This window comes from Pedobacter insulae, from assembly GCF_900113525.1.
Lineage (GTDB): Bacteria > Bacteroidota > Bacteroidia > Sphingobacteriales > Sphingobacteriaceae > Pedobacter > Pedobacter insulae.
Genome location: NZ_FOPP01000001.1, coordinates 176733 through 191035, shown reverse-complemented (window position 1 = coordinate 191035; position 14303 = coordinate 176733). Strand labels below are relative to the sequence as shown.

Genomic DNA, 14303 nt, shown 5'->3' with positions numbered 1-14303 from the left:
TTCTATATACTTACCACTTAAGGCGATTTAAAACATTAATATCTATCGATTGTGTATTTCTGTAAACCATTACGATAATACTTAAGCCAACAGCTACCTCAGCGGCCGCCAACGCCATAATAAAAAACACAAATACTTGTCCGGATGGATCATTATGATGTACCGAGAATGCTGTAAGCAATAGATTAACCGCGTTAAGCATTAACTCTACCGACATAAAAATCACAATCGCATTTCTTCTGGTTAACACTCCAATTACACCGATGGTAAATATGATAGCGCTCAACCAGATATAATGGTTAAGTGGAACGGCTTGCAAAGTTTGCGTTAAATTATCCATTTGCTTTTTCCTCCTTCTTTGTTAATAACACTGCACCAACCATGGCTGTAAGCAGCAAAATAGACGACAGTTCAAACGGCAACATAAATGGTCCAAATAATTCTTTACCAAGATTTTTCACCAAGCCTAGATTTGGATTTTGGAGCACTAGAGGTGTATTAATTGAAACTGCTTTTAACGAACCTACCAGTGTTACAATTAAGCAACCCCCAGCAATTACCCCAAGTATTTTCACCAAACTGGATTTGTTAGGCTCGTTTTCCTTATTGAGGTTTAATAGCATGAGTACAAACAGGAACAACACCATGATTGCACCCATATATACGATAAAATTAACCACAGCTAAAAACTGCGCATTCAAAAGCACGTAGTGTACCGTAAAAGTAAAAAAGGTTAGGATCAAATATAAAACGCTATGAATTGGGTTCTTCGAAAAGATCACCATCAGCGAAAAAATGATGCTTAGTGTTGCTACAAAATAGAATACTGATGTACCCATTAATTTATTGTTTTAGTTGTTAGCCTCGTCGTTGAGCGGCACGGAGCCTAGGTCATTGCGAGGAACGAAGCAATCTCATTGTTAAGTCAATTGCTTAGGGTTGCTTCGTTCCTCGCAATGACGTGCTTTATTGTTATTTTGCCTCCAATGGGGCTTCTACTAATTTATCTTTACCGTAAATAAAGTCCTTACGCAAATAATCAGATGGCACAATGGGTCCATCTAGGTAAATAGCTTCTTTAGGGCAGGCTTCCTCACAAAGTCCGCAAAAAATGCAACGCAACATATTAATTTCATAAACTGCTGCATATTTTTCTTCACGATATAGATCCTTTTCTTCAGCCTTACGCTCGGCAGCAATCATTGTAATGGCTTCTGCCGGACAAGACAATGCGCACAGTCCACAGGCTGTACAGCGCTCTCTTCCTTCTTCATCTCTTTTTAAAGAGTGCATTCCTCTCCAGTTTATCGAAAATTCCCTTTCCTGTTCAGGATACTTAATTGTAGAACTTTTCTTGAAAAAGTGGCTCATGGTAGTACCTAAACCTTTTACAATTGCTGGCAAATACATGCGTTCAGCAAGATTAAGTGGTTTTTGTTCCAGTACTTTTTTCTTATTACTTAACGATTCCATATCTCCTTCTTAAAACTTATTTACAACAGCGATAACTATACCCGTAATAATAATATTGGCAATAGCTAGCGGTATCAATCCTTTCCAGCCTAAATTCATCAATTGATCATAACGGAAACGAGGAATGGTCCAACGTACCCACATAAAGAAAAAGATGAACATAAATATCTTCAAAAACAACACAGCAGTTCCAATTAAAGGTGCTGCAACAGGTCCAACTTGAGTAGCCACCCAATCCATACCAGGATAGTTATAACCGCCAAAATAAAGCGTTGCCATCACAGCCGAAGAAACAAACATATTGATATACTCAGCGAACAGGTAAAAGCCTAACTTCATCGATGAATACTCGGTATGATAGCCACCGATAAGCTCAGTTTCACATTCCGGCAAATCAAATGGCGCGCGATTTGTTTCAGCAAATGAACAAATCATGAAAATGATAAAGCCCAAAGGCTGATAGATAACATTCCAATGCCAGCCATGTTGCTGAGCTACGATTTCTTTTAAACTTAGTGTGTTTGTTACCAGCAAGAGCGCAATGATTGATAAACCCATTGCAACTTCATAACTAATATTCTGAGAAGCCGCTCTAATAGCGCTTAATAAGGAGTATTTATTGTTGGATGCCCAGCCCCCAATCATGACACCGTATACTCCCAAAGACACCACACCAAACAAATAAAGTACGCCTACGTTAATATCGGTAACCTGTAGTGGAATAATTCTACCTCCTACATTCAGGTCTTGTCCCCAAGGAATAACTGCTGTACCAATACAGGCACAAAGCATCGCCAAACCAGGTCCAACCATGAATAACCATTTACTTGCATTTGAGGGAACGATTTCTTCCTTCATAAACATTTTGATACCATCAGCCAAAGGCTGCAAAATCCCAAATGGACCAGCTCTATCCGGGCCTAACCTATCTTGTAAAAATGCCGCTACTTTCCGTTCTGCATAAGTAGAATACATGGCAATGAGCAAGCTTATGGCAAACAAAATTGTAACCAGTAAAAATTTCTCTATTATAAAGTTAATATCCATTAGAATTTTTCGGTTTTTTCAAGTTCAACTTTATTGGCTTCTTGTAAAGCTAAATTTTCTTTTATAACAGGCAATGGTTTAAACGTTTCGTAATGATTTGAAGAAATAACAGAAGTATCGGAGACGTGGGTAGGTTGTTCAATGACCCAATCTGAAGTTGCTTTCTTATCAAAACGACAGGTATTACAGATAAATGATTCTACTTCTCCAAATTGATCCTTTCTAGCGGTAACCCGTAAAACATCAGCACCTTTGTACCATAATGTTACTTTACCAGTACACTTTTCGTGGTCGCAATTTCTATGCGCATCAACAGGCTTGGTAAACCATACCCTATTTTTAAACCTAAAAGTACGATCGGTTAAAGCCCCAACCGGACAAACATCAATTACATTTCCAGAAAAGTCATTGTCTACTGCCGCTTGGATATAGGTAGAAATTTCAGAGTGATCCCCGCGATTTAATATGCCATGAACACGTTTATCGGTAATCTGATCAGCAGTAAACACACAGCGATAACATAAAATGCATCTGTTCATATGCAATTGAATTTTATCACCAATATCTATTCTATCAAATGTCCGACGTTCAAATTCGTATCTCGTTTTTTGCAATCCATGCTCATAACCTAAATTCTGCAAATCACATTCCCCTGCCTGATCGCACACTGGACAATCTAAGGGATGGTTGATCAATAACATCTCTACTACACCACTTCTAGCTTCCAATACTTCTGGAGAAGTGATATTCTGAACCTCCATTCCATCCATTACCGTAGTACGGCAAGAAGCAACCAACTTTGGCATAGGACGAGGATCTTTCTCAGAACCTTTGCTTACTTTCACAATACAGGTACGGCATTTACCGCCACTACCTTCTAATTTCGAGTAATAGCACATAGCAGGAGGTACAATATCACCTCCTATTTGCCTTGCAGCATTAAGAATACTTGTTCCGGGCGCTACTTCTACCGTAATCCCATCTATCGTTACCTTAACCAAATTATCCATTGTTAATCAGTTATTTTATACTTCAGCCATCATTGCGAGGCACGAAGCAATCTTATTTCTCTTCTGCTACTGCTTGTTTCTCTATAGGAACTGCATAATTCGCTAGTCCGTAATTGCTGGATAAGCATTTAACCGGCTCTTTAACATGCCATTCAAACTCATCTCTAAAATGTCTTACAGCACTAGCAACAGGCCATGCCGCCGCGTCACCTAGTGGGCAGATTGTATTTCCTTCTATCTTCCTCGACACGTCAACCAACAAGTCAATATCACTCATTTTTCCGTGTCCGTATTCTAATCTATGTAATACTTTTTCCAACCATCCTGTTCCCTCTCTACAAGGTGAACATTGCCCACAACTTTCGTGATGATAAAAGCGAGAGAAGTTCCAAGTGTTTCTTACGATACATTGATCTTCATCAAATGCGATAAAACCGCCAGACCCCAACATCGTTCCTGTAGCAAAACCTCCTTCAGCAAGCGACTCATAACTCATTAGCCGCGGTTCGCCATTAGCGTATTTTAAAGTAAGATTTGCAGGTAAGATTGGAACCGAAGATCCGCCAGCCACCGTAGCCTTTAACCTCTTACCATTTGCAATGCCACCACAATATTCATCAGAATAGATAAACTCCTCTACTGGGAGCCCCAATTCAATCTCATAAACTCCCGGCTTCACTAGGTTTCCAGAAGCTGATATTAATTTCGTACCTGTACTTCTACCGACACCAATCTTCGCATATTCATCGCCTCCGTCATTTATAATGGGAACAACAGCTGCAATCGACTCTACGTTATTTACTACGGTTGGACAACCATATAATCCAGCAATTGCCGGGAAGGGTGGCTTAATACGTGGATTACCTCTTTTACCTTCTAATGATTCTAATAAAGCTGTTTCTTCACCACAAATATAAGCTCCACCACCGGGCTGCACATATAATTCTAAATCGTAACCTGATCCTAAAATGTTCTTTCCTAAAAATCCAGCCGCCTTTGCCTCTGCAATTGCTTTTTCCAGAATTCGGATTTGAGGCATCATCTCTCCACGTACATAGATATAAGATGTATTTGCGCCTAAGGCAAAACTCGACACAATCATTCCTTCAATTAATGCGTGAGGAATGTAGGTCATTAAATATCTATCCTTGAAAGTTCCTGGCTCCGATTCATCGGCATTACACACCAAATAGCGCGCAACCCCTTCTGGCTTCGCCAAAAAACTCCATTTCATTCCAGTAGGAAAACCAGCACCGCCACGACCGCGCAAGCCCGATTTTTTTACTTCTTCCACCACTTCATCCGGTGTTAAAGTTTTAATCGCTTTTTCAACAGCACGGTAACCGCCCTTTTGGCGATATACCTCCAGCGTATTAATGCCAGGTACGTTTATATGTTCGAGTAATAGTTTACGTGACATTATTTCTTGCGTAAATTGTCTATCAATTCATCAACTGACTGCTCAGTTAAATTTTCGTAAAATGTATATTCTGGACCAATCTGGAGTACAGGTGCGTATCCACAAGCAGCTAAACATTCAACTCCCCTCCAACTAAACAAACCATCTTCAGTTACTTCACCCTCTTTAACACCCAACTTGCCTTCAATATGACTCATTATTTTTTCTGCACCCACTAAACAGCAAGGCCCAGTACGGCAAACTTCCAGTACATATTTTCCTTTCGGTTGTAAGAAGTACATGCTATAAAAAGATGCTACTTCATAAACCTCAATTGGTTCAATCGCTAAATATTCAGCAACTTTATCCATTGCAGGAACGCTGGTCCACCCAAATTCTGCTTGCACCAAATGTAACAGTGGCAATAGTGCCGACTTCTGTTTCCCTACTGGATAACGCATTACAATTTCATCAAAGCTAGCTAGCAAAGTTGATGAAAATGCTACAGGTTGTTGTTCTTCTACTTTAAGCATCTAATTCTCCTGCAATAATGTTCATGCTACTCATGTTAATGATGGCATCTGATAATAGCATACCCTCGCTCATTTTGGCAAACATCGAATAATTAATAAAACTTGGACGTCTGAAATGTAAACGATACGGTGTTCTACCACCATCATTTATCAAATAGAAGCCTAATTCTCCATTACCACCTTCTACAGCATGGTAAACTTCCGCTTTCGGAGCATCGATTTCTCCCATCACAATTTTGAAGTGATAGATCAAAGCTTCCATATTGTTGTAAACCTCTTCTTTTCCTGGTAAATAAAATTCGGGAACGTCTGCATGGAAAATACCTTTAGGCTCTGATTTTAATTTCTCCATAGCCTGTTCAATAATCCTCACACTTTGCCACATTTCTTCATTACGCACTAGATAGCGATCATAAATATCCCCACTGGTACCTACAGGGATTTCAAAATCAAAATCCTGATAAGAAGAATAAGGTTCACTTACACGTACATCATAATCTACACCAGTTGCGCGTAACAAAGGGCCAGTCCAGCCAAAACTCAACGCAGTTTCTTGGGTCACTTCAGCAACACCAGCTGTACGATCAATAAAAATACGATTACGATTTAATAAGCTTTCGAACTCTCTTAATGCAATTGGAAACTCTTTTAAGAATTTATTAATCTTAGCGAAAGCGATCTCATTAAAATCTCTTTCCAAACCTCCAATACGACCTACGTTAGTGGTTAAGCGCGCTCCGCAAACTTCTTCATAGATTTCGTAAATATGCTCTCTAAACTGGAACAAATAAAGGAAAGTGGTAGTTGCCCCTGTATCCTGAGCTATAATCGTATTGCAAATAATATGATCTGATATCCTTGCCAACTCCATAATAATTACCCGCAGATAATCAACACGTTTAGGGATTTGGATATTCAATAGCTTTTCAACCGTCATATGCCATCCCATATTATTAATAGGTGATGAACAATAGTTTAAACGGTCGGTTAAGGGCGTGATTTGATAAAAAGGGCGATGTTCTGCAATTTTTTCAAAAGCACGGTGAATGTATCCAATGGTAGACACACCACTTACAATACGCTCCCCGTCAAGCTGTAACACATTTTGAAAAACACCGTGTGTAGCAGGGTGGGTCGGACCTAAATTTAAGGTTACCAACTCATTCTGAGGATCGTTATCTGTATATATTGGCTGATTGTGTTTCATTTGTGCTTATCTACCAAAGTACTCATCTTTTTTATCTACTCTATTTGGATCTTCCAAAGGATATTGTTTAAGCATAGGAAACACACCTAAATCGTCCATGTTTAAAATTCTTCTTAAATCAGGATGGCCTTCAAATCTAACCCCAAAAAAGTCATAGGTCTCTCTCTCCATCCAGTTTGCGGAATTCCATAAGGTAGATGCTGTGGCAATAGTAGGATCATTTTCGTGAAGAAATACCTTCAACCTAACTCTAATACCACTTACCATACTATGCAAATGGTATACTACTGCGATTTGGTTTGTCTCTGGATAATGAACCGCAGTTAAATCGGTCAAAAAATTAAAGTTGAACTTACCATTTTCCTTCAAAAAAGATAAAACAGTTATTAATTTATCCTTCGTGGTAGAGAAAGTAAGCAAACCATAAGGCTCTGTTACATCAAATAACTGCTCGCCAAATCTCTCGCCAAGCAAATCAATGATTTCTGTATTTGTTGCTTTAGCCATTATTCTATTCCGTATGATGCTAACATTTTTTTGTATTGATCAGAATATCTTCTTCTTCCTGATTCATTCTTCACTAGTTCCTGTATTTTTCCAAAACCATCTAAAATGGCTTCTGGGCGTGGTGGACAACCAGGAACGTATACATCAACTGGTATAATTTCGTCAATGCCTTGTAGTACGGAGTAAGTATCGAAAATACCTCCACTAGAGGCACAGGCTCCTACCGCAATTACCCAGCGAGGCTCAGCCATCTGCAAATAAACCTGCTTTAACACTGGCCCCATCTTTTTAGCAATTGTACCCATCACCATTAAAAGATCGGCCTGACGAGGTGAAAAACTTAATCTCTCTGCACCAAAACGACCAAAATCGTAATGCGACCCCATGGTTGCCATAAACTCAATACCGCAGCAAGAAGTTGCAAATGGCAAGGGCCATAATGAATGTGAACGAGCCAAACCGATAACCTTATCCAGATTGGTGGCAAAAAAGCCTGAGCCTTCTATGCCCGGAGGCGCATCAACTATATTAATTTCACTCATGTTTGTAAACAAAAAATGCTTATTCCTAATACAGAATAAGCAGCAAATTTACGACTTTTTAAAAGTAATTGATGACAGGATTGGCATTTAGAATTAATCTAAATAATTAATTCCAGTCTAACGCCTTCTTTTTCAAAATATAAATGAAACCTAGCAACAGGGTTCCCATAAAAATAAACATTTCGATTATACCGTTCCAGCCAAGCTCTCTAAAATTAACTGCCCAAGGATACATGAAAATCACCTCCACATCGAAAAGAACAAATAAAATAGCGACTAAAAAGTACTTAATAGAAAAAGGCTGACGAGCATTACCTACAACTTTTATCCCAGCTTCGAAGGTAGAAAGTTTATCGTTTGTTTTACGCTTTGGCCCCAAAAAGTGAGTTGCAAATAAAGTAACCACTACAAATCCTAATGCTACGATTACCTGGAACAGAATAGGTAAAAAATCTTGTGCTGTGCTTTGGGTTTCCATTTTTAATAATTTTAGGCAAAATTAAAATAAAAAGGCAGGATTACAAACCCTGCCTTTTTATTTTAGCTAAATACTATTGCTTACCGACTACTTCTTCGGACTAGGTGAAGGAGTATTCAAAATCTTCAATGAGGAAGTAGCATACGCATTCTGTGGATCGAGGGCTAAAGTTTTATTTAAATATTCTTTAGCTTTTTCTTTATCACTTGCAGAATAATAAGAACCCAAATAGTTATAAGTGTCTATTAAGTTCTTAATATTAGTAGGAACAGTAGCTTTTTCTGGTCTAAGCACCGTTAATACTTCTATATATTTTAAAAGGTGTGGAACAGCAAGCCCGGCAGGCGTTTCTGGATTATCCAATATTTTACCAATGCGGCCTCTATATAAGTAAGCAGCTTCAATATCATGACCTGGAGCCAATTGGTTAACTTTTGAGAAAGCACTATCGGCTTCAATTAATAAATTTTTATTTGGTGTTACACCAGACTTAAGTTCTTCAGCGTAAGCAAAATAACTAGAGTAACCTAAAAAATAGTAATTATTCGCAATGTTTACATTTGCAGAGTTAAGATCAATACTTCTTTTATAGGCCTCCGCTGCTTTTGCATATTTCTTATCATCAAATAGCTTTTTACCTAGATCTGCCAATGCATCAGCTTTCGTAGAATCAAGCTTTACTGCTTTGGTTAAATTCATCAGCGCTAAGCTATCGTTGCCCACACCTAAATAGGCGTTACCTAACTGCATATAGTCTCCTGGTAAAATACGAGCTGTATCTTGCGCATTTACAAATAACTTCTTTAAATTTTGAACGCCTTGCTCATAGTTTTTATTCTGAACTGCAGAATAACCTCTTAAACGATCTAAAATAAAGTTCTTAGGGTTATTAGGATCTGTTTTTAGCGTCGCCACCTCTGTTGCTAATGTAGGCCAATCCTCTGCGTATAGCAAGAACTGTGCATAACGGTATCTTGACTCAAAAGATCTATCAGTTAAATCCAGATACTTTTTGTAATTCTTTAATGATTCTTCGCGTTTCGCTTTTGAAACTGCTGGATCACGGAACGACCATCTGTTTTGAATTTCAGCTAATTCGCGATATGCTGGTCCATAGTTAGGATCCGCAGCAATTACCTCGTTTACTTTAGCTTCTGCTTCTGCATAACCATCTGCCATGTTAAACATTCTCCCAATTTGAACTTTCACACGTTTAATATTTGGGTCAATATCAGTAGCTAACAAATACTTCTGGTAAGCAGGTCCGTTTTGCTTTTGATTTGCATAATAATCACCCAAGGCAATAAAAACCTCAGGATACTTATCTTTCGAATCTAATTCATCTGCTTTTTGCAAGTTTGGTAAAGCAGCTGCATAGTCAGGCTTTGGTTGCTCGAAATACGCTCTTCCGATATACATGTAAGTAGCATAATCCTTTTTACCTAGGTCAATCGCCTTATCAAAATTAGCTTTAGCGCCCGCAGCATTTCCAGTATATAAATCTGCATGACCTAAACCAACGTAGTTTAACGCATTTTTTGGATCTGCTGTTGTACCTTTCGAAAAAATTGCTTTTGCAGAGTCTACCTCTTCATTAATCAAGTATACATTCCCTAAATTAAAGTATACATCACCTTCTTTCGGGTCTGAATTCACCAAAGTTTTAAGCATAGATGTAGCTTTTTGGTATTGCTCTGCATCTATAGCCTTCTTTGCATCCGCCAAACTCTGCGCAAATGAAGCAGCCCCTCCCATCATTACTAAGCCTACTGTAAAGGCTAATGTTTTCTTAATCATTTTCATCGTTTTCTCGTTTTTGTTTAATGATTACGATACTATCAAGAATTATTTGCTCTCGATTATACAACGTCATCATTTGTTTTAAATTGAAATCCTTTTGCTGTACTTTAGTGTTAATTTATGGTTCTTTAACAGCAAAACTATTTCCTTAGTTTAAATATAATACTTTTTATTTAATATTAAAATCTCTTGAAATCATTTTATGTGGACCTAGTCCAGATTTAAGTACGATTAACTGTCCCCTCGGACTACTTAACCAATTTGCAAATCCTGTGCCTAAACCATTTTTACCCTCGCAATTTATAATATAAATATTTCTTAAAAAAGGGTAAATCCCATTAATTAGGTTACCCTGGGTGGGTTTATAAAAATTATCGGCTCCTTTTTTTCCTTGCAACCCTTTGACACCCATGATCTTAATTTGCGCCAAATGCGTCAAAATGTCACCGTTATTTTCCAGCAACCAATTAATACCAACCACTCCAATATAATCCTTATGTTCGGCAACATACTTAATCACTTCGTTATTATTGTTCAATGTATACACACCAGATTTTGGCAAACTGGTAATCTTGGCCGAATCTATAAAATATCTCATAGTACTTGATTTGGCATTATCAAAAACAAGTTTCTTTGTATTATTTGTTCCTTTTAAAACATCAAATACTTCTTGTGCGGTAATCACACTATCTGCATTATCCTTGTGTGTAATTAATGCGATCCCGTCAATTGCAAATCGATCAGTAAAAATTGCGATTTGCTTCTGCTTATAATAATATTCCTCGCTAGGCTTAAGCATGCGAGAAAGAATAATCATTCTTTCTTCCCCATTTAAAAATTTCGGCAAAATTTCCGCTTCGTTGCCCAAGATAGTCTTTACTTTAGCTTCTGGGTAATCATCACTAAATACTTCAATTTGATCATCTAGTACTCGGGAAAAGGACTCATCAACCAAAATGGTAGTTTCACCTGAAGTTCTGCTTTCAGGGACTGAGTTTGCTTTTTTACCACGATTACATGAAAGAAAGGCAAATAACACCAATACTAAACTTAAGTATTTCATTTAATCTGAATCTTTCTGGTTAATTAGCCTAGCGAACCTAATGGCTCCGTACACTATCAAAACAACGCCAAACGCAATTTGATATTGTTTTGGAAATTTGTCTGGGTCTAACGACAATATATTTGTAAAAATAAGTACTACACCAATCGCAAAATACATCAACAACATGGTAAGCCCCAAAATAAACAGAAATCGCTGTTGAGGCGATTTCTGTTTAAAAAAATTTAAATTAAACATCCTTATTGTGGCATTGAAAATTTAACCGGGATATTATATTTTACCCTTACAGGTTTACTATTTTGCATACCTGGATTCCAACGCCTACTCAATCTCAATACACGCGTAGCTTCTTCATCTAAACCATATCCCAACTTACGACCGTCTACTTTAACATCGGTCAAAGTGCCGTCTTTCTCAATCGTAAACGAAACATACACTGTTCCTTGGATATTGTTCTCACTAGCCATTGCAGGATATTTAATTGTATTCGACAACCAGTCATAGAACTTTTGGATACCTCCTGGATAGGTTGGTGGGTTTTCCATACTTACGTGGCTATAGATGGTATTATCCTCTACAACAACCGCTTGTTTTGGTCCTTCTCCCACTGGCGCAATCTGTACAATCTCTGCATTTGGATCACCCTCAATCGTTTTTTGCCCCGGGTCTGCAACCTTCAGGTCCTCTGCTTTAGGAGGCTCTTCGTCACGTACCTGCTCATCCGGCTTCACAATTGGAGGAGGAAACTTAACCTGATCCTGTTTAGGAGGTGGCGGCTCTACTGGAGGTGGTGGCACTACTTTTTCATCAATTGGTGGCGGTGCTTGCATAATAACCTCTGTTTCCTTTAAAGGAGGAGGTTCTGGTACCATCCCAGCAATCAAAGCGTATATTTTCGGCGCCATGAAAAGCAGGATAAATACAGCAGATGCAATAAGTAATGATTTAGTGGTATTTGCCGCACTAGTTTGACGAAGCTGATAAGCACCGTAATTCTTGTTCTTTTTGGCAAATACAACATCAAGCCATTCCTTTTTCAATAAATCTATCTTAGATCCAAACATTGCTTAATATTTTAAATGTTGTTAATTATTTATAAAAGTCCATTTTCCTTCATGAATGCTATTTCGCTATCCATCAAGTTTTTAGGATCATCATCCACCGCCGGAGCAGTGAGGTTTGTTTTGGTGATGCTCAGTTCATCCATTATATCAACAAAGTTCTTATAAGTAGCACCATCTGTTGGCTTCACGATAACCATAATGTCTTTACCTGTCGCATCCTTAACTTTCTTCTTGTTTTCTAACAAAGATTTCGTAATCCCTGCAAAACCCTCGATGGTTGGTTGGGATTTCCCAGCCTCACCCATGTACCACACTACTCGGTTTCCTTTTACCAATAAAATAGTCATGGTTTGAGATTGCTTAACCTCAAGTTTATTGTCTGGATTCCTTTCATCCTTATCAGGCTTGGCAATATCCATTGCCAATGGTTTCGATAACGAGGTGGTCAGCATAAAGAAGGTAATCAATAAGAACGCTAAATCTACCATTGCTGTTAAATCAACTCGTGTAGACTGTTTCTTGGTTCTTATTTTGCCGCCTTTGCCGCCCCCGCTGGAGGTATCTAATTCTGCCATTGTCTTTTATTTAGCAGCAGCTTCCGCTGATGTGATTAAACTAAACTTGTTAACTTTTTGCCTTTGAAGAACATCAACAATCTTTCTCACTGTTGGGTACTCTTCTTCAGCATCTCCTTTAATACTTATACGCATTTCCGTTTGATGTAACTCCGCGGTAGCGTAGCGAGCCTGCTCAATCCACTTGAACAATTCACCAGATCTGGTTGAGTCAGTCGGAATACCAGTTTCTACACCAGACTTAGCGCGCTGATCACCGTTCATGTTAATGTAGGTACCTAACTGATTAAGTGGAACTCCGAAAGACGAGATTACCGCAAAACGTTTGATCTGTTCTGGAGTGAATGAGATGCTATATTCCGTAGCCATTTTTTGAAGGGTTAATTTTTTAACATCTTGACCAATGATCTCGATGAAAACCTTACCCTTACCAATTGTTAAAATTGTTAAATCCTTATCTGGCACTTTAAACTGAACCGTAGACGATGGAATTTTAACTTCCAACGGATCTGGTTGACGAGAAGTTGCCGTTAAAATAAAGAAAGTTAACAACAAGAAGGCGACATCACACATCGCAGTCATATCTACTGCCGTACTCTTTCTTGGAACTTTTACTCTAGGCATAATATAAAAATTATAATATTTTAATTAATGATGTTAATTCTTCCGGTTTTCCATAAAGCCGGTAAAAAAAAATTAAAATAATTTTTATTTATGTGTACTAGCGTAAGTTTGGATGATGCTAAAGCCAGCCTCATCAATAGCATAAGTTAACTTATCAATTTTTGAAGTTAAAATATTATACATGATAATCGCAACGGTAGATGTACCAATACCTGTAGCTGTGTTAATCAAAGCCTCAGAAATACCTGTTGCTAATGCCGCTTGATCCGGAGCACCTGAATTTGCTAAACCACCAAACGCCTTGATCATACCAGTTACCGTACCTAATAAACCTGTTAACGTACCTACGGATACTAACGTAGCGATAATTGTTAAGTTTTGCTCTAGCATTGGCATCTCTAATGAAGTTGCCTCTTCGATATCTTTTTGAATAGCTAAACATTTTTGATCAGTATCCATGTTTTGCTCAACTTCCATCTCACTGTATTTTTTCAATCCAGATTTAATAACGTTAGCCACAGATCCTTCTTGCTTATCGCACTCAGCTGAAGCTGCAGCAATATTACCAGAAGCTAAAAGTGATTGAATTTTTTTAACAAAAGCATCTAAACTTCCTTTACCAGTTGCTTTACCGATTACAATTAAACGCTCTACTGAAAATACGAACACCATTAAAAGCATCCCCATTAGAATTGGAACGATGAAACCTCCTTTAAAAGCCATACCACCATAGTTACCTGGGTGTGGTAAATAAGTGTGCGTATCAACATCATAAAATGCAAGTGAAATTGAGCTATTGGCTTTAGCTACATCATCAGGAATGCTGAAGTTTGTAGGCCTACCTAATACAAAAATAAATAAGCTGATCCCGATTAGGATACAAATTGGAATTACGAGCATTGCAAATAAATTAGATGCGGTAGAGCTCTCTTTTTTAACTGTTGTTGGTTTTGGTGCGTTTGCCATTTTTTTTTAGTTTTT

Annotated in this window: 17 protein-coding genes; all 17 read right to left on the bottom strand. The window is 38.1% G+C overall.

Annotation, left to right across the window (positions count from 1 at the left end; all coding sequences use genetic code 11):
* Positions 1 to 10 precede the first annotated feature (10 nt).
* Entirely contained in the window at positions 11 to 340 is a 330-nt protein-coding gene (nuoK, locus tag BM207_RS00875) for an NADH-quinone oxidoreductase subunit NuoK (RefSeq protein WP_090991669.1), read from the bottom strand.
* The gene (locus BM207_RS00870; protein WP_090991668.1) at positions 333 to 839 is read right to left on the bottom strand and encodes an NADH-quinone oxidoreductase subunit J family protein; all 507 of its coding nucleotides are present in this window, start codon (positions 837 to 839) and stop codon (positions 333 to 335) included. Before BM207_RS00870 ends, nuoK begins: the two co-directional genes overlap by 8 nt.
* Before the next feature lie 133 nt (positions 840 to 972).
* A complete protein-coding gene (locus BM207_RS00865; RefSeq protein ID WP_090991667.1) occupies positions 973 to 1473 on the bottom strand; it encodes a NuoI/complex I 23 kDa subunit family protein in 501 nt (166 codons plus the stop codon).
* Positions 1474 to 1482: 9 nt separating this feature from the next.
* On the bottom strand, positions 1483 to 2520 hold the full coding sequence (gene nuoH, locus BM207_RS00860; RefSeq protein WP_090991666.1) for an NADH-quinone oxidoreductase subunit NuoH: 1038 nt from the start codon (positions 2518 to 2520) through the stop codon (positions 1483 to 1485).
* Positions 2520 to 3530, bottom strand: coding sequence for an NADH-quinone oxidoreductase subunit G (locus tag BM207_RS00855; RefSeq protein ID WP_090991665.1), 1011 nt, complete (start codon positions 3528 to 3530; stop codon positions 2520 to 2522). The genes nuoH and BM207_RS00855 overlap by 1 nt, the downstream gene beginning before the upstream one ends.
* 52 nt (positions 3531 to 3582) lie before the next feature.
* Positions 3583 to 4950: an NADH-quinone oxidoreductase subunit NuoF gene (nuoF, locus tag BM207_RS00850; RefSeq protein WP_090991664.1), complete on the bottom strand. Its 1368-nt coding sequence runs from the start codon at positions 4948 to 4950 to the stop codon at positions 3583 to 3585.
* Entirely contained in the window at positions 4950 to 5462 is a 513-nt protein-coding gene (locus BM207_RS00845; protein ID WP_090991663.1) for an NADH-quinone oxidoreductase subunit NuoE family protein, read from the bottom strand. The genes nuoF and BM207_RS00845 overlap by 1 nt, the downstream gene beginning before the upstream one ends.
* A complete protein-coding gene (locus tag BM207_RS00840; RefSeq protein WP_090991662.1) occupies positions 5455 to 6669 on the bottom strand; it encodes an NADH-quinone oxidoreductase subunit D in 1215 nt (404 codons plus the stop codon). The genes BM207_RS00845 and BM207_RS00840 overlap by 8 nt, the downstream gene beginning before the upstream one ends.
* Positions 6670 to 6675: 6 nt before the next feature.
* A complete protein-coding gene (locus tag BM207_RS00835; RefSeq protein WP_090991661.1) occupies positions 6676 to 7176 on the bottom strand; it encodes an NADH-quinone oxidoreductase subunit C in 501 nt (166 codons plus the stop codon).
* A complete protein-coding gene (locus BM207_RS00830) occupies positions 7176 to 7718 on the bottom strand; it encodes an NADH-quinone oxidoreductase subunit B (protein ID WP_090991660.1) in 543 nt (180 codons plus the stop codon). Before BM207_RS00830 ends, BM207_RS00835 begins: the two co-directional genes overlap by 1 nt.
* Positions 7719 to 7824: 106 nt before the next feature.
* Positions 7825 to 8196: an NADH-quinone oxidoreductase subunit A gene (locus BM207_RS00825; protein ID WP_090991659.1), complete on the bottom strand. Its 372-nt coding sequence runs from the start codon at positions 8194 to 8196 to the stop codon at positions 7825 to 7827.
* 87 nt (positions 8197 to 8283) lie between these two features.
* Positions 8284 to 9993, bottom strand: coding sequence for a tetratricopeptide repeat protein (locus tag BM207_RS00820; RefSeq protein WP_245767995.1), 1710 nt, complete (start codon positions 9991 to 9993; stop codon positions 8284 to 8286).
* Positions 9994 to 10165: 172 nt separating this feature from the next.
* Positions 10166 to 11059: a substrate-binding domain-containing protein gene (locus tag BM207_RS00815; RefSeq protein WP_090991657.1), complete on the bottom strand. Its 894-nt coding sequence runs from the start codon at positions 11057 to 11059 to the stop codon at positions 10166 to 10168.
* Between the two features lie 239 nt (positions 11060 to 11298).
* Complete coding sequence (locus BM207_RS00805; protein WP_090991655.1) at positions 11299 to 12123, bottom strand: energy transducer TonB; 825 nt, start codon at positions 12121 to 12123, stop codon at positions 11299 to 11301.
* Between the two features lie 29 nt (positions 12124 to 12152).
* Positions 12153 to 12698: an ExbD/TolR family protein gene (locus BM207_RS00800; protein ID WP_090991654.1), complete on the bottom strand. Its 546-nt coding sequence runs from the start codon at positions 12696 to 12698 to the stop codon at positions 12153 to 12155.
* A 6-nt stretch (positions 12699 to 12704) separates the two neighbouring features.
* Positions 12705 to 13322, bottom strand: a complete 618-nt coding sequence (locus BM207_RS00795; RefSeq protein ID WP_090991653.1) for an ExbD/TolR family protein — start codon at positions 13320 to 13322, stop codon at positions 12705 to 12707.
* A gap of 84 nt (positions 13323 to 13406) precedes the next feature.
* Entirely contained in the window at positions 13407 to 14288 is an 882-nt protein-coding gene (locus BM207_RS00790) for a MotA/TolQ/ExbB proton channel family protein (RefSeq protein ID WP_090991652.1), read from the bottom strand.
* Between the last annotated feature and the right edge of the window lie 15 nt (positions 14289 to 14303).

Coding starts and splice junctions, on each gene's coding strand:
- nuoK (WP_090991669.1), bottom strand. CDS start 340: ATGGATAATTTAACGCAAACTTTGCAAGCCGTTCCACTTAACCATTAT.
- BM207_RS00870 (WP_090991668.1), bottom strand. CDS start 839: ATGGGTACATCAGTATTCTATTTTGTAGCAACACTAAGCATCATTTTT.
- BM207_RS00865 (WP_090991667.1), bottom strand. CDS start 1,473: ATGGAATCGTTAAGTAATAAGAAAAAAGTACTGGAACAAAAACCACTT.
- nuoH (WP_090991666.1), bottom strand. CDS start 2,520: ATGGATATTAACTTTATAATAGAGAAATTTTTACTGGTTACAATTTTG.
- BM207_RS00855 (WP_090991665.1), bottom strand. CDS start 3,530: ATGGATAATTTGGTTAAGGTAACGATAGATGGGATTACGGTAGAAGTA.
- nuoF (WP_090991664.1), bottom strand. CDS start 4,950: ATGTCACGTAAACTATTACTCGAACATATAAACGTACCTGGCATTAAT.
- BM207_RS00845 (WP_090991663.1), bottom strand. CDS start 5,462: ATGCTTAAAGTAGAAGAACAACAACCTGTAGCATTTTCATCAACTTTG.
- BM207_RS00840 (WP_090991662.1), bottom strand. CDS start 6,669: ATGAAACACAATCAGCCAATATATACAGATAACGATCCTCAGAATGAG.
- BM207_RS00835 (WP_090991661.1), bottom strand. CDS start 7,176: ATGGCTAAAGCAACAAATACAGAAATCATTGATTTGCTTGGCGAGAGA.
- BM207_RS00830 (WP_090991660.1), bottom strand. CDS start 7,718: ATGAGTGAAATTAATATAGTTGATGCGCCTCCGGGCATAGAAGGCTCA.
- BM207_RS00825 (WP_090991659.1), bottom strand. CDS start 8,196: ATGGAAACCCAAAGCACAGCACAAGATTTTTTACCTATTCTGTTCCAG.
- BM207_RS00820 (WP_245767995.1), bottom strand. CDS start 9,993: ATGATTAAGAAAACATTAGCCTTTACAGTAGGCTTAGTAATGATGGGA.
- BM207_RS00815 (WP_090991657.1), bottom strand. CDS start 11,059: ATGAAATACTTAAGTTTAGTATTGGTGTTATTTGCCTTTCTTTCATGT.
- BM207_RS00805 (WP_090991655.1), bottom strand. CDS start 12,123: ATGTTTGGATCTAAGATAGATTTATTGAAAAAGGAATGGCTTGATGTT.
- BM207_RS00800 (WP_090991654.1), bottom strand. CDS start 12,698: ATGGCAGAATTAGATACCTCCAGCGGGGGCGGCAAAGGCGGCAAAATA.
- BM207_RS00795 (WP_090991653.1), bottom strand. CDS start 13,322: ATGCCTAGAGTAAAAGTTCCAAGAAAGAGTACGGCAGTAGATATGACT.
- BM207_RS00790 (WP_090991652.1), bottom strand. CDS start 14,288: ATGGCAAACGCACCAAAACCAACAACAGTTAAAAAAGAGAGCTCTACC.